Raw genomic sequence first — 22458 nt, forward strand, 5'->3', positions numbered from 1 at the left:
TGATCGATGAATAGGGATCTGTTCGGGTTTAGACATGAACTAAGATACGAAAGATAAGTATTAAAAGTTTAGTACCTCACTATAAATGGATCGAAGGTTTTTTTGTCCCACAACTCGGTTCAAATCCCATAAAATTTAAATACTGCTAAAATCTATCTTACTGCGTACCGTAAAGTTAGCAACCTAACTAAAAGATGAGGATTATTTATTGATCTCCAAAGAGAGGTGTAAAAGAGAATGGAAGAACTGGTAATAAATGAGAATACACCTGCAGAAGAACTCGTACCGATCGCAAAAGCGGTGAACGATTTACTTGTAATACCAGTAACCATGCGGAGCAAAAATAGAAAGGGCGTTCGTGTGGAGAAGGGGAAGGTCATCGATTTTGAATACACTGGTCCGATTTTGGAACAAGCGCTCGAAGAGAATCGCGTGATACGTACGACCCCGCTTACTGGAGCGTATGCGCACGTACCGGTTGTTGTTGCTCCGATTCGGAACCGAAAAGGCGATGTTGTCGCGGCGTTAGGTGTGGTGGATGTGGTAGGAACAGTGGATTTAGGAGCCGTTTTTGCCGAGTCGCCTCATGTTCTCCACCAAATTAAGTCGCATTCGAAATATCCGTTTAAACAGGAGAGGGGATAAATGGCTATACGTACCAAAGAAGAAAAAGAGGCTATGAACGTTCGTGAGATAATGAGCCGTCCAATCATCACCGAAGATGGAGACGCGCTTATCACAGAGATAGTACGGAATATGGCGGAGCTGGGTATCGGCAGTGTGGTCATCACCTCGGAAGGTAAACCAGCGGGAATTATTACCGAGCGAGACATCGCGTTAAAAGTGCTCTTGCAGAATAAGCGCGCAGATGAGGTAAAGGCCAAGGAAGTGATGAGTTCCCCGCTGGTGACCATCGATGCGGAGACCTCAGTGGATGAAGCAAGCACGCTCGCAGCAGAGAAACGGATAAAACGGCTGCCGGTGGTTGAGAACGGTGTGCTCGTGGGCATTATAAGCGTCAGGAACATACTGACCCAGAAGCCCGAGTACGTGAAGCGATTCTATCCCAAGGTTCGCCTATTAGCAAGCGGCTGGACCCTTGACCGGCTTGAGCGCAAGTTAAGCGCCTGCGAAGTGAGCTTAGTGGGAGAAAGAGCCAAGAGCTGCGAGAGAGCACTGAAAGACGTGTATGACGAATTGGTGGAACTCGTCGAGCATTATGTTGATGATAAGGAACTCAAGGATATATTCGAGAGCCTGGAGGAACTCTATCACGCGATGGAGGGTAAAGGAGAAGGAGAGAAAGGGTTTTCGGTGGAGGAGCAGCGGCGGAAGTTAGATGAGATTTTACGGAAGTTTCGGCATACAACGTACTTGAGGAAGCAGCAAACGGTCTCGAGCTTCGTGGGGGTTTCGCGATTCGGTGATTATCGCCATATCACGACCAAAGAGCCGCGGTTACCCTATAAACGAACACGACCGTAATGTAAAGGGTAGTAGCCGACCGGAAGCGGAGGAGACTTTTGGAAGCGGCATAAGCGGTTGAGGGTTCGATAATAACGGTCAGGAACCACGATCGATCCTTTTATGGTACCGTGCTTTATTTTTTTATGAAAGACGGGGTTTATGAGGAGCATTTTTGTCTTAGAGGAGCAGACGATAGGTAAAATCGCCGCGGGTGAGGTCGTAGACCGACCGGCATCGGTCGTCAAGGAGCTACTAGAGAATTCTATAGATGCGGGAAGCAGTCGTGTAGTAGTGGAGGTGGGGAACGGTGGTCGGGATTATATCCGGGTGACGGATGATGGCCGTGGAATAAGCGAAGATGACGTGACGATTGCGTTCGAGAAGCATGCGACGAGCAAAATAAAGCTGATAGAGGATCTAACGGCCTTAAAAACACTTGGATTCCGCGGTGAGGCATTACCAAGCATAGCCGCCGTTTCGCGGATCGAGCTGAACACGAGGCATGAGCACGAGGATTTTGGCACGCATTTGACCATAGAGAGCGGCATGCTAAAAGACCAGAACAGGCTAACCCGTGGCGTTGGCACGACCATAGATGTTAAGAGCCTGTTTTACAATCTCCCTGCACGAATCGGCACGTTGAAATCGAAAGCCACTGAACTGCGGCACATCGTGGAGATCTGCATAAATTATGCGGTAATCTATCCAGAGATAAAATTCGAGCTCATTCATGATGGCAATCCGGTAATCAGCACGGTGGGTACGGGGAACATGTTAGACGCCATCGTCAATACATTCGGGAGCGGCGTTGCAAAAGAGCTTATCGAACTGAAAGAGCCGGATTCCTCCCTTAATGGTTGTATGATCCGAGGCTACATCACCAAACCAGCGGTGTCATACGGCACCAAGAAGCATTTCTTTACCTACGTAAATCGGAGGTTTGTACGAAGCGATCTTCTGGATAAAGCGATAAAACGGGGTTATATGTCTCTGTTACCGAAGCACGCATATCCTTTCGCGGTCGTTTCCCTTTCCGTCGACCCCCGCGAGGTAAACGTGAATATTCATCCGAAGAAGCATGAAATAAGCTTCTACCACGCCAATGAGGTCTTTCAATATCTCGTTGATGCTGTCTCCACCACGTTACGACACGCGGATTTGATGCCTGAGGTTGCCCAGCGAGAGGAAGGAACAGGAGCACGTGCTGGTGAACTCTTTGGATTACCGAAAGAGAAGAAAGCAGCCGCAAGTGTTCAAACAGCATTTCAGGGGGGTGTAACGGGGGCAGACGAGCTCATGGAAAAGGAATGTGGTGGTCGTGTGAATATACGCCCTGTTCCACTCTATCAGGTCCTCGACAGCTACATCATAGCACAGAGCGACGAGGACGACGTGATCATGATCGATCAACACGCGGCGGCTGAACGCATAAATTACGAGCGGCTGCTCGAGCGATATGGGGGGAAGATCGAAAAACAAGCACTTCTGAGGCCGTACATGCCTGAACTCAGTCCGCATCAGCTCTACGTGATTCGAGAGAACGAGAGCCTGCTGAGGGCTATGGGCTTCGATATCGAGCGACTGGGCGATGCGTATATTATTCGGGCGATACCCGTTGTCTTCCACAGTATGATCGATGAGGACGAGATAACCGAGATACTACTGCAATTAGTAGAGGAGCGCGGCAAGAAGGAGGAGCGACTGAAGGTCCTGTTTAGCACGGCAGCGTGCAAAGCGAGTATAAAGGCGGGTGAGAAGCAGTCGTACGAGTCGATGCGGGAACTCGTGGAGCGGTTGAAGGCCACGAAACTGCCGTATACCTGCCCGCACGGACGCCCGACGATGATTCGGCTGAGCAAGAAGGAGATAGAGAAACGGTTTAAGCGGCGGTAATAGATAGCGACGCCAACTTATTTCTACCCGCAGGTGCGTTTAGTAATAGGGAACGTGCTACGCAAGGAAGTAATCGTGGACACCAATGCACTGCTGATACCCGGCATATTCGGTATTGATATCTTTGAAGAGCTGGAGCGACTGGGCTATCTACGTGTAATCGTGCCGAAGGCGGTCGTGAACGAGCTGAACCAACTCAGGCAAAGATCAGGATTGAAGGGCAAAGAGCGAATGGCAGCAAACGTGGGCTATTCTTTACTACAGAACTATACACATACCTCTGAACAGGAACAGGAATGCGGGCCTATACGATGCACGGTTACGATCGAGGAATTCGGGGAGGAAAAAGAATGTGGCGGCGGGGAAGTGGTAGGTACGGACGAGCTAATCGCGGCGTTAGCGTTGAAACGAAAGGCGGCAGTCCTTACCAACGATGAGGAGTTGCGGACGAAATTGACGCAGGCAGGCATAGTAACGGTGTATTTGCGCGGCAGGAACAGGCTGGAGGAGAGTGATTAAGCACGAATGAAACTTTTTCGGACCCTTATTTCGTTTGAAACGGCGTTAAAAAAGGTATTATCGTATGCGAAGCGCACCGAGGTAGAAGAGATCAAATTTGATGATGCGTTTGGTCGGGTATTGGCAGAAGATGTACTATCGCCTATCAATAGCCCGCCCTTTGATCGGGCGGCGATGGATGGGTATGCAATTTGGGGTGAGGATTCTTTCGGAGCGGCGCCGCGGAATCCGGCGTATTTAAAGCTGAAGAAACTCCAGAGCAAAGGAGAGGAAGAGGTAGAGATAGAGGCGGGCGAATGCTCGCCTATAGCGACCGGGATGCCAATACCGCAGGGCAGTAACGCAGTGGTTATGCTCGAATATACGAAGGAGCGAGGCGATACAGTGGAGATTTTCAAACCAGTCACACCAGGCAAAAACGTTTCTTTTACCGGCGAGGACGTGAAGAAGGGCGAAGCGGTGCTGAAAGCGGGGAAGATACTGCGAGCGCATGACATCGGCATGCTTGCATCGCTTTTTATAAACACGGTGAAAGTCTACAAGAGAGCAAAGATTGGTATAATCCCCACGGGTGACGAACTTATGGATCCGGCGATGCATGCATCTGAGCAAAACCAAGAACAAAAGCAGCAAAAGATCGCCGATTCGAACAGCTACATGCTTGCGGCATTAACCAAAACGATTGCGGAACCGCACCGAATGAGGATCGTGCGTGACAATTACGAGGAGCTGAAAGCCGCGTTGGAGTCGTCGTTGGAAAGCGATTGTGACGGGTTATTGGTAACCGGCGGGAGTTCAGTCGGCACGAGAGATTTCCTGGCGGATGCAGTCGAGGAGCTGGGGGAGGTTATATTTCACGGCGTGGCTATCCGCCCGGGCGAACCTGTCGGTTTTGGTATAATCAATACCAAGCCGGTGTTTATCCTCCCGGGCTATCCGGTAGCGACGATTTCCGCGTTTGAATTGCTCGTTCGCCCCTTTTTGTACGGGATGCACGGCGTGACGGAAGACCGCACGAGTGTTCTTGCTACTGCACGGAAGAAGATTCCGTCGGCGGCAGGAAGGACGGATTTCGTGCGTGTGAAGCTGATTTGTACCGAGAGCGGGTATTACGTTGAGCCATTACGGGTAAGCGGCTCCGGTATCTTATCCAGCATGACGAAGTCGAACGGATTTGTCGTAATCGAGGAGAACAAGGAAGGCGTTGCGGAGGGCGAAAGAGTACTGGTAACCGAGTATTCTACACTTTAAGCAGCATTTCCTATTTTAAGCAGTATTGTCTTCCAGTGGAAGCAGACCCGAAAGATTTATATGCATACCTCTTCAACATAAGACTGCGTTTGATTCGCACTATATGGTTCGTGAATAGAACGAGAGCCTGCTCTATACGAATCCTCGCAAAAGCATCATGGAGCCAACACAACTGGAAACTGCCCTTAATGAGGGGCTGCGGGAAAGTTTGAAGGAACGATTCAAGGCGCGTAGAAGCAAAATAGAGATAATGGCAGATATCCTTTCCGTGGCGCGAGGCGGTGCACGTAAAACTGAGATCGTATATAGTGCGAACCTTAATTTCACGCGGATAGATCGATACGTGCCTTTTTTGGAAGAGCGAGGTCTGTTGGAGAATTCAGGGCCGATATACAGGACGACGAAGAAAGGCGAAGAGTTTTTACGCGAATATCAGAACATGAAGGCGCTCTTAGTCACGTGAGCGCTAAGAACTCGGCGTTGATCATCGCGGTTTTCTGAACTTCGTCGTAGGAGAGGATGTTGTATTTGGCCAAGAAGCGCAAGAGCTCATCAATTTTTTCGGTGGAAAGGTTCAGAAGCGACGCTAACTCTGATACTGAATGCTTCTGATTATCTCCTAAAATGCGAAGAAGCGCGTCGACACATATACCGCAAGAGTAACCGTTTCACTGGACGAGGATACACTTTATATGCAGGATTTAGCCTTCGATATTCTCGAAACGGGAACGCTTACGAGAACGGGTGAGTTAACCGATTTGTGCTGCGAAGGCGAGCCGCTGATTGGCGAGCTCATGAAAGTGCTCGCGACGTTCAAGAATACCGGTGCGATAGACACAAAGGCGAAATTCAGTGGTGAGGTATATAGAAATGGCAAGCTGCTGGAAACGATTGCGAGTGAAGAACTTGCAGTCCCGGTTACGGAAACGCGCACACTCACCTCATACTATAAATTTGAGGAACCTGGCACCTACAAGATAAGCGGTTATGTAATTTATGAAGGGAAACAGACGGAAACGAAAGAGGTCTTATTCGAAGTACCTGGTGGAGCTGCCACATCTGCGCATATTCCGCTCATGCCAACCATAGTTGGAATCGGCTTGGTCGTTGCACTCATCGTTATTTGTGGCGTGGTACTACTGAGACGGAGACGGTGAAGGCATCTTCATCAACAACACTCTGCACACGGAGAGACCTACAAAATGAGGGAGAGAAGAGCCGAGGTACTTTCACTGCTCGTAGCACTACTGTTACCACTCTTCTTTCCAGCACTCGCCTATGCAGAGGGTGCATCAACGAGTGCAACGGTGTTGAACACAGCGCCAGCGCTTGACAATTTGGATTTGTCGCCCGATGATAATCCCGAGAGCCCTGGCGTTCAGGTAATAACTCTTAATCCAAGTACGAATAAAACGGTTACAATCGTTGTCACGGCGAGTGATGATAACGGCTGGGATGACGTAACCACGGTTACTGCAGCGATTATGGGTCCCAGTGTTATTGCAGAGAGCCTACTGAACTTGAGGTTCGATAGCGCCATCAACATAACTACCGCTCGTTACAACGGCTCGTTTAACCTCTCCGAACACTCTGAAGGAGAGTATATTGTCACGGTTACAGCAACGGATGCCAACGGATTGAACGACTCAATTTCAACAAATTTCACCTATTGTTATAGTAGGCTAGTATACGCGCTATGGGCTAACAGCACCAAACAGAGACGTGCAATTCATCTGGTTGGTGGCAGGAATCTGATAATTGGCGCTGTCCATTCGAACAATGATATTGGAGTGAGTGGCTGGAGGAATATGATACTTGGAGCGACAGAGTATATTTCCTCTTTCTTCGTGTATGGATACATGAATATTTTCATCCCACCACCAACACAAGTCTCTCCCAGACCAATGCCCATCCACTACAATAGCATAGACTATGCACCGGGCGGATCAGAGGCAAGAGCTGCCGAAGTGGAAGGTAAGTATCATTACATCCGCGAAAACTTCCGGGTTTCAAGGTCGGATGTGGTACTTGATGGGTTGTATTACGTTGACGGGAAGGTTAGACTCAATGGAAATAGGATCAGTGGAGTATTCACCATTGTGGCTGAGAGAGATATTGATATTAGTGGTTCGGGGCACAATTGCTCAGCATATTCGTCTAACTCGCTCTTCTTGGCGGGTAACAATATCAGGCTATCTGGGAGTAAGAACTGTTACCACGGGATCATCTACACCGAGGAGGGGGAGATCACGCTGTCCGGATCTAAAAATACATTAAATGGCGGGCTCTTTGGTGACACCGTAAAGCTTTTCGGTTCAAAATTGAAGATAACTGCATTCAGCTCTACAGATACGGATATTTAGCCCGACGCGAGTTTTTAAGAGCGTAAATACTGTATTATAGTTACCTTTTATCGATAAGAAGCTATTAGATGTTTAGCTAACCAGATTTTGTGTAATATAAATCTTTGTACGATAAAAACTCAACTGTTTCTTCAGGATAGGACGTTCAAACCTCAGATGGGGCAAAATGCCCTTAAAAGTTCTTAAAAACGTATAGCTGGATATGAACAGTAGGGATGAGCATCAATCTTTTTTCCGGTTGCTTGCAGTCGTTTGGAGTAAAGGATATGAATGACGATGATTGATAACGTCCACCTTTCTACGAAGTACACCAAAAGAATAAAACCACAGCAAGCAAAGCTTAAATAGATGTTTATGTGAGCTATTTAATAAGCCCGCTGTTCTGTTATAGCGTATAACCAGCGAGGAAAAATGTGTGGCATTATCAGATATGTAGGACGAAGAAAGGCGTTTCCAATTCTTATGGGTGGCTTGGAGAACCATGAGCATATTTAAAGCGTACGACATCAGAGGCATCTATCCGTCAGAGATCGATGAGCATGTGGCGTTCCGGATAGGAGCGGCATTTGGGACTCTTAACCCCGGTAGGATCGCTGTAGGATGCGATACGCGATTGAGTAGCCCACAATTGAAAGATTCGTTTATTAACGGGGTTTGCTCAACCGGCTCAGATGTTCTGAACATCGGTGTGGTTACTACGCCCGCGGTGGTCTTTGCAGTCCGGCATTACAACTGTGATGGCGGCGTAAACGTCACCGCCTCACACAATCCCAAGGAGTATAACGGCTTCAAGCTGTTCGATAACGAGGCTATGCCAATAAGCTACGAATCTGGAATAGGGGCGCTAAGGGCACAATTCGAGCGCGAGAATTACCGTAAAGGCAACGGCACTTCTACAACCCGTGCAATCCAAGAAGATTATAGTAACTTTATCATGGCCAACACGAAGCTGGGGACTTGGTTATCAATCGTTATAGATGCTTCTAATGGCGCTGCAGGCCTGTACGCGCCCGAAATTTATCGGCAATTAGGTATGACGGTCTATGAGTTGAACTGCATGCCGGATGGTAATTTCCCTGGTCATGCACCTGATCCCACAAAGGCGGAAAATTTGCTCGAGGTTCAAACCAAAGTAAAAGAGGTCGGCGCGGATCTCGGTATTGTTTACGATGGCGATGGCGACCGATTGGCAGTTATTGACGCGGACGGTAATATAATAGAATCGAGAAGAATCTTCTCCCTATTGGCCCAGCAGGTACTGGACGAGAAGCCCGGAGCGAAGATCGTCCACGATGCACTCATGTCAGACATGGCGATTGAAACGATAAAACGATACGGCGGCCAGGCAGTTCCCTGCAGAGTCGGCCACACGTATATAGCACAGAAGATGAAGGAAGAAGCAGCGGAACTCGGTGGCGAACTCTCCGGGCATTATTACTTTAAAGAAGCGTTTTTTGCGGATGATGCGATACTTGCAAGCCTTAAAGTTGCTGCGCTCATTTCGCAGGGTGGGAAACGGTTGTCAGAGCTTGTAAGCGATTTCCCAGAGTACCTCTCTGAGAACATTCGTATTCCCGTGAAAGAATCCAAGAAGTTTTCGTTTATCAAACAGTTGAAGGCAGATTTGGAAAGCGACGGGTACGTACTGGATTGCCTTGACGGCGTTAAAGTCGTGTTTGACACGGGCTGGGCGCTTTTCCGTGCTTCTAATACCGAGCCGAGGATATCTATCGCGTACGAATCGAGGAATGAGACGGAGTTTTATAGAATAAAAGACTTTGTACAGTCGATCATCGAGAAAGTACCTCAATAAGAATGAAAGGGATCATACTTGCCGCGGGAAAGGGTGTGCGATTACGTAGTGCCGTCGTTACGCGGATGGGCTTAGTATTGAACTACACGCCGTTCGGAATTCGCTTATCGCCTGCTCTCGTCTCGCTGTCGGTATTCACGATTGCACTTGCGGTAGGCACTTGTCTTAGGAGATGCAGAGTTCTGGAAGAGAGCGGGTTCGAGGTCGATTTCGGCATTACGTTCAGAAAATTTAAGGAATCATTGAAAGCTGCGGATGCAAAGCTTAATCTTGATCGCATATTGTCGGTTATCCTTGTTATTGTAATCGTGCTCGCGATCTCCATGGTCGTGTATGTAATCGTAACGCCGAAGCAGGGCGAGAGATTCACCGAATTTTACATCCTCGGCCCCGGCGGTAAAGCAGACGACTATCCTACCACTTTGCACGTCGGAGAAGAGGGTGAAGTAATCATCGGCGTGGTGAATCATGAATACGCTAACGTCACGTATCAGTTGGACATAAGGCTGGAGGACGAAGTCCTCAGTGAAGAGCGCATCGAGCTTGTGCATAACGAGACGTGGGAGTGTCCATTTACATTTAAAGCATCGAGAGAAGGCGAAGATCAGAAGTTAGAGTTCCTGTTGTTTAAAGAGGGCGTTTACGAGACAGAACCGTATCGTTCGCTTCATCTGTGGCTGGATGTGAAAAATGAATCGTCCTAACGCCTTCTCTTCAACAGTACAACGAGGAAAGAGCCAATAATAATTGCGAGCGTTTCTTTTGCGTCGAGGGTTGGAATAAGGGGGTTCGACGGCTCGGATTCTGCTCCTCCTCCTTCTTCGCTTATTATCGTGAAATAACCAGTCACAATATTGAAATCCTCGTTTTCTTTTAACCCTTGCCCCACATTATCCGTGAGTTCTGTCACTTCCAACCGCAACTCACTCCGCTCATTCGTCTTTCCCACCGCTTTCACCTGTATCTCCGCGAATACGACGTCACCCTTCAGACCTTCCGCACCGGTTTGATACCCTACCATTCGTACCTCGCCCTTCTCTAGGTTTGATATGAACTCATCGAACTCGCTGCTTTCTGCACTGAGTACTTTCACTATCTTTGGATCGTAGGAAAAATTGATGAGTGCGGAACTGAGCCCCTCTCCGCCGACTCCTTCTAACTGTACCGTGATAGTGGCAAGCGCACCTTTTTCGACCGCGAGATCACCAACTCGAACGGTTACGATTCCCGGTTCCTCGGGTTGAGACGGTGATGGTGAAGGGCTTGGAGTGCCAGTCACATTGGGAGAGGGTGTCGGCGAAGGAGACGGCGATGGCGTGGGCGTGGTTACGGACCCTCCGGACCCTCCGTTTCCACCGGAGCTACCACCAGACGATTTAACGGTAAACGAGCCACTTACTGCATCTGCTGATACGGGAACTCCGGCATTGTTCTTTAACGTCTCTCTATCGAGGTTCAAAGACGAGCTTCCAGACCCTGCTCCCTTTATTGTTACATCCGCGATCTTTATAGTCCCGGTGAGGCCGCTTTCGCCCGTTTGATAAACGACTATAGTCGTTTTCCCCAGAGCATTATCAGCGTTGTAAACGGCGGCATTAAAATCACTGTTATCCACGAAAGTCACCTGAGCAACCGCGTTGTTGTACGACAGGACGATCGTTGCACAACTTATCTCTTCCGCTGCATTTTCAATCATGAGCGGAAGTGTAACGCTCTCGCCCACATTGACCGTCGCACTCCCAATAGAGACGGATGTCGCTGCAGCGGAAACTGTTGACATATACAGTATGGACACCACTATTGCAGCGATCGAAATAGCAACAAATTGCGATCTATTCTCCAGCCGTTGTTCTCGTTTCATTTCTCTTCACTCACTCCCTCGATCATTGTTACTTGTCTCTTTGACAGACGTAAATATTCGTATGTAAAATTATCTCACGGCTCATCATGAAGCCACACTTATAATCAATCACTTCAACTCCTCATAGCCCGCTATGCCTGCAACGTGTCGTGCGAGATACACGCAATCGTACGCATCCACGATTCCATCGCCGTTAACCTCTGAGGCACCCGCCTTTAAGTCATAGCCCGCTATGCCTGCAATCCCCTTCGCTATGTACTCACTATCAGCGCTATCAACTATTCGATCCGCAGTAACATCGCCGTTCATGCCGATGTAGAAGAAGCCGTCAATCACCTCGGCATCGATTGTCTTAAACCCGCTATCCGAAAGTGACTCAACACCAATAGTGAGATCGCTGATTTCGCCATAACTTCCACTCGGTGCTATAGTGAGATCAGCGAGTTTGATATTGCCGGTCAATCCACTCCCGGTCGTATACACACCATACGCACCTACTTTTACCCAGCCTTCGTCTGCACGTTCTACGTTCGCGATAAAACTCGGCAGATCTCCTTTCTTGGCATTGGTAATAAGGATGACAGAAGGATCAAAAGTAATTTTAACACCCGCCGTGGCGAGATCGGTAACATCATTGATCATAAGCGACGTAGTGACCTCTGATTCTGAGAATATATCGCCTATGGTAACTGTCGTGGCAGAGCCTGTAAGTATGGCACAAAGAATAAAAAAAAGTGATAAGATTGGTACTGCTATCCGACTCATCTTCTCTTTACTGCTACCGCCAGTACCATAGCCAGCAAACCGATTAACGCAATCATTCCGAAGGTGTTGTACGCTGGTACCCCCTGTACTATGCAAACCGAACCGTTAATAAACTCATGCTCTGGATAGATCGTTCCATGTCCTTGGACTACATAGCCTTCAAGATTTAATGGCGTGCATTCTCCAGGGTTTCCTATTGCTTTTACGGTCACCTCAGCAAATGTTATCGGTGGTTGTAAGTTTGCTGCACCATTCTGAGTTCCAATCATCCTCACCTTCCCGTCAACGAGGGTATAATTAAAGTAATCGAAGCCACTGACGTTAACAACTGCCATGATCTGTACAACTGTTGGGTCGTAGGTAAGGTTTATCAGTGCAGCGCTTGCGTTTTCGGGGGCCTCGGTTATCATGATAGGAATAGTAGCTGAGGTTTGGGGCGCTAACGTGATACTATCGATAGACACAGTCGCTGAGGGTACTGGTTGTGCACCCACGGGTACGGTGGTTGCTATAACTAGCAGTGATAACGCCGTTACCAATACCAAACCTATTCTTATCCTTTTAGTCTTCATTTTTCTTTTTCATCTCCTTAAGGAATGCAACCAGCACAGGGAATGCCGTGCATACCTATAAGGTGTTCTGCCAAACACCGTGCGTCCTCTAAAGTGACCAGAGAGCAATCCGGGGCTAAACCTGCAGCGGCACCGGGAGCTATAGTATTGTTATCATATCCCGGTACTCCACCCCAATAGCGCGCTATAGCTACACAATCATACGCGTTTCGCTGCCCATCTTTGCTTGCATCTCCCAAAATGAATAAGTTCAGGTAATCGCTTGAAGAATTTACACCATCTGTGGCAGTTATGGTGAAGTTACAGATGGGAATACCCTGCGTATTAATATCGAGTGTGAAATTACCGTTTGCATCAGTGTCAACTTCAAGTTCCGCTGATGTGGTCATCGTACAATTCTCTTCGTTCCCAACCGCGTCCCCAACAACATCTATGCTATAGGTACCCGCTAAAAATGGAGGTATTTCCCCGCTGCTTACATTTGAGGTAAAAGAGGGATCGCCAGTATATATAAACGTGAAGAAGCTCGTCGTGTCTGGGTTTACTTCCCACCATTTCAGCCACTTTATGTACATTGTCACGTTGTCCTCAACTTTCCGTACACTCAATTTAAAACTTGTATTTGCAGGGATTTCAAAATCATTCATAGTGCACTGGCATTTACCGTCAGATACCGGCTTATAGCAGGTAACGATAGTACGCACGGTAACCGACCCATCTGGCGCAAATCCCGTCCCGTTTATGGTCACAAAGACATTGGGGCCCGGTGTTATATCGTTGGGCTCGATCGTGAGCTCGGCAGCCAACGCCAGCGGTGCTGAACTCACAAATGCGACTAACACCATCGCGGTGATGATCATCCCTTTCGCGTTCATCGCTTTTTTATGGCCTTTCTTCTTGCTCGTCATTTATAGTACCTCCATCACCTTTATAACAACAATCAGTGCGAAACAGAAAAGCAGCGGATATATCGCCGCACTGAGGCTTGTAGCGAGCGATTTCGCCTTTACCGTTCTATCCCCAAAGGTGCCTTCCGCTTCTTCCGCCCTTCCGCTTCCACCTTCGCCTTCTTCGCTATAGGCGCTAAGTAACTCCTTAGCAATGAGCAGTACGATAAGGATTACCACGCCGAGAGCGCCGAAAACGGCGCCAGAAGAGACGCCGACTGCGGTCGCCGTGGTCGTTGTAGTCGTCGTGGTGGTTATTGAAGTTAACATATTGCTATCGTTTATACTAAGGGGGTATATAAGCTTTTCGGTTTTCGTTTACGAAAAAAGTATGTTTTAAAACCAAGATTATCTCAATAGCGGAGTATATTTCCAGGAAAATCGCCCTCTTTTTCGATTCGACGGTTGATGAGACTGCTTTTGTGCTCGGTGCGCTTGATTCCTGCAGGAGCAATAAGGAAAAAGGCACCTTTAATTTATCACGCGGCGCTATGTAAGAAGAAGAGAGAGTGTGGTCAGAACCGTGTCGAACGGCGGAAAAGAGATTGGTAAAGGTAGTAAAGCAGCTTTCCATCGCCGCGTTCTCATCGCCCTGCTGTACGTAATCTTCGTGGCGCTTGCAGAGTCGCTGACAGCGTGTGCTGCGAAGTACGGCATCGCGTTTCATGCCCTTATCCTCTTTGCATTGCTCGTCCACTCGTCGCTAATCTTAACAGCCGATCCTGAGTTCTCGAAGTTGCTGATAGCGCTCATTATCGCACCGCTCATCCGCATCCTCAGCCTTGCTATGCCCGTTGCACAGTTCAGCTATATCGCATGGTTCTCTATAATCAGTATTCCGGTTTACCTCGCGATATTCACGTGCGTCTACCTACAGCGAATAAAGCCGCAGGATATCGCACTCGCGCTTCCGCAGCAAAAGCATCTGCCGCTTGAATTCGCCACGATTCTCTTCGCGGTGCCGTTTGGCATACTGGAATATTACGTATTAAAACCCGGGATATTGGTCGAGCCACGCCTTGAAGCTTTAATTGTGCCGGTGCTCATTATGGTCGTCTGCACGGGGTTTCTCGAAGAATTAGCATTTCGCGGGTTGATGCAGTACCACGCGACGAGGACGATGGGGTTCTCGGGCATTATTTTTATCTCAGTCCTTTTCGGGTTACTGCATATCGGTAACCTCTCCATCTTTGATGTCATTCTGGCGGGCAGCGTGGGCTTCGTTTATTCGTTAGTGGTGCGGAAAACGGGCTCGCTCTACGGTGTGAGTGTATCGCACGGTATTATAAACACTATCTTGTTCCTGATCGCACCCGCCTATCTTTAGGTCCTTGCTTGTAGTGTGTCGGAGGGGTTGGTTGGTGGTGTGGTGCGCGTTGCAAAGATGTTAGCTGCAGCGATCTGGCCCCTCCACGTTCCGGCGTCATTTACGTAACCTTCTGTACGACATCGCTCGCAGTTCGGGATAGAAGATGACCGCTAAAGGTGCGAGGAAGAGCATGACGAGGACTCCTTTCTGGATTGCAGACCCAGAAGCGAGCGAGGTAAAGAGCGTGGGCTCCGCTCGCTGTACTTCAAACATGCAGGGGACGGTATCGCCCATGAACTCTTTGGATATATTGAGGACGCCCTCATACGAGCCCTCGATCGGTGCGAGGGTGGAGACACGGATCATAGTAACGGTATCTGACGTGAAGGGGCGATCTTTCACGTAATAGTAGAGCACGACCCTCCGTTCCGTGATCTTTCCATCGTCTTCCGCCTCTTTTACGACCACGAGCTTCTTTATCGATAGAGCTACATTCCGCGTCACGTTCTTTTCAGAAAGCCACGGGTCTTCCGCCCAACTCACGTTCTGTACGAGTATCAGCTCATTCCCCTCCTCTTCTATGGTATAGCCTAACGCAGGATAACAGACGATGGGCGGGTGGAAGCTCGAGCGGTTCGTGGACTGCAGAATGAGGAAAAATACGGGCTGATATATCTTCGGATGCGAATAGGCGCGCATGAGTATTACGTCCGCATTCAGGCTTTCCGTAATTCCCGTCGTCTCGTAATCGGAAGCAGTCCAATCGTCGATTTGCTTTGGAAACGCCCGCATGTGCTCGTTGTTGCCAAAATCCATCCGTGTCCGAACACGTAACTCGTCGCCGGTGGCGTGCGAGAGTTCGGTACCGATCGTAGTGACAGATTTGGCGAGGATCATGGACGGTGTAGAAAAGAGGATGATAATCACGAACGCAAGCATAAGCAGCCCGATAATCTTCGAATAATCCTCAAAGAATTGCTGCATTTTACTTACTCATTCACCTCCCCGCAATCGAACATCTCATAAGTATACTGATAAGAATCAGGCATATAAATGCGAGGATGAAGAGGAGCGGGCTGAAGAGTGTGTGGTAGAAACCGCTGGCTGTCTCCGCACCGTACGCATTTGCGATCAAGAGCAGCGAAGTAACCCTGATAACGTTCGCGAGGATCGCGATAGGAACCGCAAGGCAGAGTAGCGCGGCCTTTTTGTATAACGGACAGTTGAGCAGGTAGATAAAGAGCGTGGCCAGTGCGAGCAGAGAGATGAGCGAGTACATACCGCTGCACGGTAACCCGACGGTGAACGACGCATCGGTGAGGTGGATCTCAGCGCCCACCCGTGTGACAGGAATGCCCAGGAGTTCGAGCAGTGCGGTTGGGTAGCGCGCTGCGACCGTTTGCATCGTGTGCGCGACGATATTCAGGAAGACCAGAGGGAGGGGTATAGCGAAGATGAGGAATGCGACGGGGAAGAGGAAAGCGCGCATCAGAGGCTTACCGTAGAGATAAAGGATGAGCCCGCTTGTGACGAACAGAAATGAGAGCGCAGTTAAAAGCGGAAAGATCGTAACGAAGCCGATAACGTAAAGGATGAGCCCAAAGGCGAAGACGAAGAGTCCCCTTGTGTACGGCTCTGGTTTGGGGTCGTTTTGGCTGTTAGCAGTATGAAGAGCTCGCCACGCAATGAAGCAGGAGACAAGCACGATCAGGAAACCATGCGAGTAATATGGGTCTGTAAGCCACGTATTAACGAGCCAGTGAAATGTACGAAAATATAAAAGTGCTACGAGGAGCGCTATAGCAAGAGCGCCTTTCGGTAGTTTCATTTCATATACTCTTTCTCTTAATCGCCGGTCTATTTATTGGTTGTACCTCCACACTAAACTTTTAAGAGGATTTTGAAAAAACACTGACGGAACGGTGTAGTTATATTCATGAGAAACTTTTTGTTTTTGCATATCTTCTATTATAGCCCAAACAGCTTCTGTAGCCGCTTGTCCACCTCAGCCACCATATTGGATGACAACTCTCCCACCTCACGCTGAATCAGGGAGGTGGTCACGGTCATCAGACGATGTAAACGGAGCGTAGATGAGACCTTTAATCCGGTTAACGCGAAATCCACCTGATTTGCATCCAGTACCAGATCGGTCTCTAACAGATCCTGTGGAATTCTGCTGGTGATAAATGCAAGAACGACATGATGATGAAGTCCAATAGGCTCCGTCAGACAGACTGCCGGTCGCACTTTCGCTGCCGATAGGTCGTCGAACGGAAAAGGAAGCAGGACAACTTTACCCTTTATCATTGCTGAAAAGGCTTCCCATCTGTTGGCCTGTAGATGTCTTCAACCTCATCCTTCAAGAACTCAAAAGCAGGATTAGCAGCAGCAGCTCGTAGCCACTCCTTTTCATCTATGTCTCTATCTTGTTCACATGGGAATAGAACGATTACACGGACACGGGTAGGACCGGTAATCGGTAATGGCTCATCAATGTGAAGCTGGCTTTTTTTGTCAACCGTTCCCAGTACACCAATAGCCTTCGTTTTAATTCCCATCTCTTACTTAACACCACCTCTTATTCTCTCTACACTCTATCAGCATCTTAATCAATAATAACAACTTATGAAATAATAAAACAATCACTATCTATCAAAACAAAAAACCGAAAAGAGGAGCTTTCTTTGTGAGGAAAGGCCTTCTTTAGCTATTCTTCCTTCTTTTTCCTTCTGCTGTACGTCACGTAGCCCACGAGCGCGAGCACGCCCGTGCTCGTGAGCACGAGCGTTGACTGCTCAGGCACAGGTAGCACTATCAATTCTTCAATGGAGCGCGGTATAAGGGTGATTGTGGAGACGTTTTGTACTGGTGACGATGGATATAAGATGTCACCCCGGAGCAGGGTCCCGTAACTCCCCTCGACCCAGGCCACCACCGTGGTTGCGTTCGCATCGGTCCCCGTGAAGTTAACCTGAAACTGACCGGAATCGTTGGTGGTTCCGTTGTCAGGGTCTAGGGTTCCATTCCCTTCTGTAATAGCGAACTTAACGGTAACCCCCTGTATACGAGCATCATCCTGATCGTAAACAGTCGCCGTTAAATTAACGGTTTGATTCTGGAGCACGTACTCCTCCGAAGCATTTAATTCGATTCTCGTGGGGAACTTGAAGGTACTTGCATTTGCTTTGGTATCGTTAATGACCTCAAAGGCGCGATCTCTTACTAGTGCAGAGCCGTTTTCCAATCGTCCATCATACCAATCGGTCTTCGGATCTGTCATGAACTGATATTTCTGGCTTGTGTTAGAGGCATTAAAAAGTCCGTAGGGCTCTGAAGTGAAGTACCATATCGCTGCTTGGATGGCTGCAGACTCGTTGTCTTTGTCAGTAACTTCTGGACTGGAATAATTGTACGTATAGAGAATATAATTTATCGCAGTCCAGTTAACACTTTGATTGCCCTCAGCGAGAGAGCCGTTGACGGTCAGGGTATCATTTATACTTATCGCGGTATATATGTCTATGCAGTACGCATCGTAGATTGTCCCCGACAGGTTCACTTTAAAAATCTTCGCGTCTATTGGACCAGGATAGTAATGGAAGTAGACAGCTGAACCATTTCCGGTACCCACATAAGTTGCATTTTGCGGCTGGGGTGGTGGCAGGGCCCAGACGGCTTGCGGTACTATCCCCGTCACGGCGAGAATAATCACGCCGAGCAGGCCAAGGAATAGCAATTTGTTTCTTCTTAGCGTCATCACTATGTCAGCACCTCGCTCTTCTGTGTGGACATCTTTTCTTGCCCCATCTAATTTTTATGTGTATATCCTTTTGGCACCATCGCGAAAAATTGGGAAGCCCTTAAAAAAGAGGGCTTACCCACTTTTGGACTCTTGCATGGTCAGGTCAGTCACGATGTGGCGCGCACAGAAGGCCATTGTTGTACGCATCGAGCAATCGGTACAGTCGCTCACCTTGCCTCCAAGCCGTGCTCCTCGCCTGCACGATATATCTATCTTCAAAAGAACCATATCGTGCCATCCACCTGTCTGCGGCCTCAATAGTGCTTTTGATGCACGAATCATCGTTGCCGATGAGTACGTTCAACTTGGCAGCAACCAATGCCCGGAACATGGTGTAGGTCTTGTCACGCTCCTCGGGGCTACTCATGAGCGCGATCGCCTGAGCTTTCGTATAGGTCTTCCCGCCTATGGTGATGGTGTCCACCGGCCATGCTTCCGGATGGTTCTTCCAGTAGCCCGGAGTACCCGTGCCAGGAATCGTTTCGGGCTCATACACCGTCACGGTCGTCGTATCAGTATCCGAGCATTCTTCGCCGTATGTCACAGTGACAATGTTGGTTGTGTTCTCGAATATGGTCTTCGTTTTGGTGAACGTTCGAGTTTCCCCTGGCCCCAGATTGATAGTGAATGGCCTCCAGGGAATAATGTTGCCCAGAAGATTATCATAGACTATTACACCCGTTAGATAATCAGGGCCCGTATTGGTAACCTCGTATTTATAGGTCACTTCTGTGCCCGCGGTGCATTCGCAATCATCGGTAAACACCGGTGGGGTTGGCGTGGGTGTACAGCTCAGCTTGGATTCGGCTATTCCTACTGGGGCTCGCAGTGATGAAGACGCTACTGAACAGGTCTTATTCACGACTAACCCGCACTGAGGCTCATATACCGTCACGGTAGTCGTATCGGTATCGGAACATTCAGAGCCATCCGGGAATTCCCCGGTCACGGTGACCGTGTTGGTGGTGGTTTCGGTTATGGTCGTCGTTTCGGTAAACGTCTGCGTTTCCCCCCGCGCCAGAGAGGATAGCTCGGCAATTGTGCCCAATTTGTCGTCTTCTACTATTACATTCGTTAAATCATCACCAGTGTTGGTAACTTCGTAGCTATAGGTCACTTCTACGTCTGTGCCTGACATGCATTCGCAGTCATCGGTAAACACCGGCGGAGTTGGCGTGGGCGTTGGAGTTGGTGTCGGATTGCATCCCAGCTTTAATTCGTCTGCACTCTTCAGACCTGGTGATGGAGATGGCACAGAACATCTCTTATTCACGGTCAGGCCGCACTGTGGTAAGCTGTTTGTGAAGTTGATATTGGCCAAATCCTCGTTGGTAATGGTAACCTCATGACAGCCGATCGGATCGATTTGAGTCCAGCCAGGCTTAAGTATCTCACATACCGTGTAGTCCCCGGATACGAGCCCGCAGATCTCCCAGTAACCGTCAGCACCTGTGGCGGAACCTTCAGTACCTGTGGTAATGGCGCGGCACTCTTCGTTATCCAGTTCACCATTCCCGTTTGCATCGAGGAAGATCGTCCAGTTGGTGAGTCCAGCACCCGTTGCGTTATCGAGCTTGTACCCTGAAATACAGTACAGTTCTGTTTTATACATACCACTATCCCAGGTCAGGTCATACTCACCAGGATCAAGTATCGTGACGGCAGTCTTTCCTGAACAGGTATTACTATCTGAGTCACGGGCGTCATCATCACCCCGATTTGGTGGACTGAAGCCATAGCCGTCAGGCAAAACGAATTCCAAGGAGTAGTTGGCCGAGGGGAGATTGGAGAAATGATAGTAGCCGGTTGTGTCCGTTTTCATCGTCGCAACGAATTTCGGATCGCTGTGATGATACAGGTTAACGGTCACATTGGCGATGCCCTGTTCTCCGGGATCCTGAATACCGTCCTCATCAAGATCGTACCAGACATAATCGCCGATAGAAGCATTATTTATATTAATGTTCTCGAAATTGAGATTATAAACATCTACACTCCCAGCCGGAACGTCCCAAAATCCACTTGCTGGTACTATCTGCGTCCAACCCGGCTGAAGCACTTCGGTTACCTTGTAAGTTGTAGTATCTGAGTAAACACAAATCTGCCAATATCCATTCTCGTCCGTTTTATCCTGTACCGTCGGAGATCCCCATCCGTTGGCGGTGACGTTTATCGTCCAACCCTCAAGGCCAACATGCGTTACGTTATCGAACTTATACCCTGAAAAACAGTGCTCTGAAAGTCCTAGCGGCTCTGAATGCCCCCGCGGCTCTAAATCTCCCATCGCCACAGAAATCACTGCGGCTATCGAGGTAATCAATAGCACGGCTACGAGTAACCCACCTAGTCCTTTCTTCAATCGTTTATCCTTCATCTTTTTTTCACCTCCTCTTTCTTCCGCGAGTAGATGTTTGTTCTCACAGTTTATAAAACTTTCTACTTTTGCTCAACATTGCTCAGAGTGAGCAATACTGCCCGGTTGTTGAAAAGGGACTTCCTCTTTATAAATCTTAGGAGCATAGTTCTAGTGGAAACCGCTGGTGTCCGATTAATTGCTCCATCAAACTGCTTATACACGATGCGCGTAAGTGGTGGAAAGAACGGAGATGTTATGCTTTTCTTCTTCTTTTTCTTCTCCCTTCACTATCGCTAATTCGTACGCCCGATCTTTGAATGGCTAAACGGTTACCTTAACGCTACCTTATCCGTTTCGCCAGTCTTCATTTCAATTCACAACCAGTTACTCTGGTAAGGTCTTCAAGGAGCCGTTCGCGACACTATCGCAGGTTACCGTTGTCCTGCACCGATTGCGTGATTTGGATCCTCATCTACTTTTCTTTTTCAACAGAGCGGCACCAGCAAGCGCTAGCAGGCCTATAGAGAGTAGAATGAACGGGGGAAATTCGGGGATAGGAGGCATCGGATTGGTGGAACTTGTAGTCGAATTTGTAGGGGTAGGCGACTCTTGAATAAAGAAATCAGCGCTGTTGTCGTCTGAATCCCATGCAGGCCCGTATCCATTTTGAGTTATGGTATCATTTACTTTTCTTTGGATGCTTTTATCTGAACTAGGAACAACAGCTTCAGTGCCTTCTTTGACATAGCTAACGGTACCCCATGCAACAGCATCTATTCTTTCACTCTCAGCCTCTTCGACTGTTTTTGTGTCAGGATCCCATGGAAAAATTCCAACTGAGCCGGCGGAATCAGAAAGTTGACCATCGACATAGCTTAAATTCCAATCTGGAGTGACGCCAACATCTCCATTAACTACAATCAAATAAAAGCCGTGAGTTGGTATAGTCGCTCCAGATGGAAATACTTTATCCCTCCAAGATTCATTCCAATTCCTGTTAGAAGAGAAATAGCACCAATGCCAACCGGTCATCTCTATGTCACTATTTGTCGGATTATACAATTCCACAAACTCATCGGTAGCAGCTTGCATCTCACTTATTACCACATGATTCGCTATGCTGTCCGCTCCCACAACCTGCACACTCAGCGCTACCACAGCCGTCGCCAAAACCACGATAGCAACCGATCTTCGAGGCATACGCTTACCTTATCTTCTTCAGTATTTAATACTATCTATAACAAAAGTGAATAGCTATCTAAACGCTGGATTTCCCTATCAATGCAAGTACACGGAAGGGAAGAAGCGAAGACGTGGAAGGTCAAGAAAGAGCACTGAGACGATTTTGCTCCGCTGCGGCTATGCCTCCCTCAGTACATAAAAAGGCCGTGTATTTACCTAACGTTCTCAGTAACCGGTTTTGCGAAGTGAACATGCGACGATTCGTGAATATGTTAAGTAAACTTTGAAACTACCCGGTATAAAGTGATGCTGGTATGGCTTTGATCCCTCTATGATACCTTTTAGTGTTGAACCA

23 protein-coding genes are annotated in these 22458 nt (G+C 48.4%); 11 read left to right on the forward strand and 12 right to left on the reverse strand.

Annotated elements, in window-relative coordinates; all coding sequences use genetic code 11:
- Positions 1-237 precede the first annotated feature (237 nt).
- From JW878_06675 to JW878_06720, 10 genes are all read left to right on the forward strand, one after another.
- Positions 238-645, forward strand: coding sequence for a DUF2111 domain-containing protein (locus tag JW878_06675; protein MBN1762741.1), 408 nt, complete (start codon positions 238-240; stop codon positions 643-645).
- Positions 646-1485: a CBS domain-containing protein gene (locus JW878_06680; protein MBN1762742.1), complete on the forward strand. Its 840-nt coding sequence runs from the start codon at positions 646-648 to the stop codon at positions 1483-1485.
- 141 nt (positions 1486-1626) lie between these two features.
- Complete coding sequence (mutL, locus tag JW878_06685) at positions 1627-3360, forward strand: DNA mismatch repair endonuclease MutL (GenBank protein MBN1762743.1); 1734 nt, start codon at positions 1627-1629, stop codon at positions 3358-3360.
- 54 nt (positions 3361-3414) lie between these two features.
- Positions 3415-3879, forward strand: coding sequence for a DNA-binding protein (locus tag JW878_06690; GenBank protein ID MBN1762744.1), 465 nt, complete (start codon positions 3415-3417; stop codon positions 3877-3879).
- A gap of 6 nt (positions 3880-3885) precedes the next feature.
- On the forward strand, positions 3886-5130 hold the full coding sequence (locus JW878_06695) for a molybdopterin molybdotransferase MoeA (protein MBN1762745.1): 1245 nt from the start codon (positions 3886-3888) through the stop codon (positions 5128-5130).
- Between the two features lie 157 nt (positions 5131-5287).
- Positions 5288-5593 carry a winged helix-turn-helix domain-containing protein gene (locus tag JW878_06700; GenBank protein ID MBN1762746.1) on the forward strand — a complete coding sequence of 102 codons (306 nt, stop codon included), beginning with the start codon at positions 5288-5290 and terminating at the stop codon, positions 5591-5593.
- A 229-nt stretch (positions 5594-5822) separates the two neighbouring features.
- The gene (locus JW878_06705; GenBank protein MBN1762747.1) at positions 5823-6287 is read left to right on the forward strand and encodes a hypothetical protein; all 465 of its coding nucleotides are present in this window, start codon (positions 5823-5825) and stop codon (positions 6285-6287) included.
- A gap of 45 nt (positions 6288-6332) precedes the next feature.
- A complete protein-coding gene (locus JW878_06710) occupies positions 6333-7493 on the forward strand; it encodes a hypothetical protein (protein ID MBN1762748.1) in 1161 nt (386 codons plus the stop codon).
- A gap of 481 nt (positions 7494-7974) precedes the next feature.
- Positions 7975-9306 (forward strand): phosphomannomutase/phosphoglucomutase, encoded by a 1332-nt coding sequence (locus JW878_06715; protein MBN1762749.1) that lies wholly within the window; start codon positions 7975-7977, stop codon positions 9304-9306.
- Positions 9307-9308: 2 nt separating this feature from the next.
- The gene (locus JW878_06720) at positions 9309-10010 is read left to right on the forward strand and encodes a DUF1616 domain-containing protein (protein ID MBN1762750.1); all 702 of its coding nucleotides are present in this window, start codon (positions 9309-9311) and stop codon (positions 10008-10010) included.
- Here JW878_06720 and JW878_06725 read toward each other — a convergent pair.
- The 5 genes from JW878_06725 to JW878_06745 all read right to left on the reverse strand — a co-directional run bounded on the left by JW878_06725 (position 10007) and on the right by JW878_06745 (position 13721).
- Positions 10007-11167, reverse strand: a complete 1161-nt coding sequence (locus JW878_06725; protein ID MBN1762751.1) for a hypothetical protein — start codon at positions 11165-11167, stop codon at positions 10007-10009. The genes JW878_06720 and JW878_06725 overlap by 4 nt on opposite strands.
- A 108-nt stretch (positions 11168-11275) precedes the next feature.
- A complete protein-coding gene (locus JW878_06730) occupies positions 11276-11809 on the reverse strand; it encodes a hypothetical protein (protein MBN1762752.1) in 534 nt (177 codons plus the stop codon).
- 119 nt (positions 11810-11928) lie between these two features.
- Positions 11929-12504, reverse strand: coding sequence for a hypothetical protein (locus JW878_06735; GenBank protein MBN1762753.1), 576 nt, complete (start codon positions 12502-12504; stop codon positions 11929-11931).
- Positions 12505-12521: 17 nt separating this feature from the next.
- Entirely contained in the window at positions 12522-13412 is an 891-nt protein-coding gene (locus tag JW878_06740) for a hypothetical protein (GenBank protein MBN1762754.1), read from the reverse strand.
- Entirely contained in the window at positions 13413-13721 is a 309-nt protein-coding gene (locus JW878_06745; protein MBN1762755.1) for a hypothetical protein, read from the reverse strand.
- A gap of 241 nt (positions 13722-13962) precedes the next feature.
- On the opposite strand from JW878_06745, the gene JW878_06750 reads away from it, so the two are divergent.
- Positions 13963-14778, forward strand: a complete 816-nt coding sequence (locus tag JW878_06750; GenBank protein MBN1762756.1) for a CPBP family intramembrane metalloprotease — start codon at positions 13963-13965, stop codon at positions 14776-14778.
- Between the two features lie 96 nt (positions 14779-14874).
- On the opposite strand, the gene JW878_06755 is transcribed toward JW878_06750, so the two are convergent.
- The 7 genes from JW878_06755 to JW878_06785 form a co-directional block, all read right to left on the reverse strand.
- Positions 14875-15744, reverse strand: a complete 870-nt coding sequence (locus JW878_06755) for an exosortase-associated EpsI family protein (protein ID MBN1762757.1) — start codon at positions 15742-15744, stop codon at positions 14875-14877.
- A gap of 13 nt (positions 15745-15757) precedes the next feature.
- Positions 15758-16588 (reverse strand): exosortase/archaeosortase family protein, encoded by an 831-nt coding sequence (locus tag JW878_06760; GenBank protein ID MBN1762758.1) that lies wholly within the window; start codon positions 16586-16588, stop codon positions 15758-15760.
- Positions 16589-16728: 140 nt separating this feature from the next.
- Complete coding sequence (locus JW878_06765; GenBank protein MBN1762759.1) at positions 16729-17067, reverse strand: type II toxin-antitoxin system PemK/MazF family toxin; 339 nt, start codon at positions 17065-17067, stop codon at positions 16729-16731.
- Complete coding sequence (locus tag JW878_06770; GenBank protein ID MBN1762760.1) at positions 17067-17321, reverse strand: hypothetical protein; 255 nt, start codon at positions 17319-17321, stop codon at positions 17067-17069. The genes JW878_06765 and JW878_06770 overlap by 1 nt, the downstream gene beginning before the upstream one ends.
- Before the next feature lie 149 nt (positions 17322-17470).
- Complete coding sequence (locus tag JW878_06775) at positions 17471-18520, reverse strand: Ig-like domain-containing protein (protein MBN1762761.1); 1050 nt, start codon at positions 18518-18520, stop codon at positions 17471-17473.
- A 148-nt stretch (positions 18521-18668) separates the two neighbouring features.
- Entirely contained in the window at positions 18669-20939 is a 2271-nt protein-coding gene (locus JW878_06780; GenBank protein MBN1762762.1) for a hypothetical protein, read from the reverse strand.
- 450 nt (positions 20940-21389) lie between these two features.
- Positions 21390-22121 (reverse strand): lamin tail domain-containing protein, encoded by a 732-nt coding sequence (locus JW878_06785; GenBank protein ID MBN1762763.1) that lies wholly within the window; start codon positions 22119-22121, stop codon positions 21390-21392.
- Between the last annotated feature and the right edge of the window lie 337 nt (positions 22122-22458).

It is taken from the genome of Methanomicrobia archaeon (assembly GCA_016930255.1).
Lineage (GTDB): Archaea > Halobacteriota > Syntropharchaeia > Alkanophagales > Methanospirareceae > JACGMN01.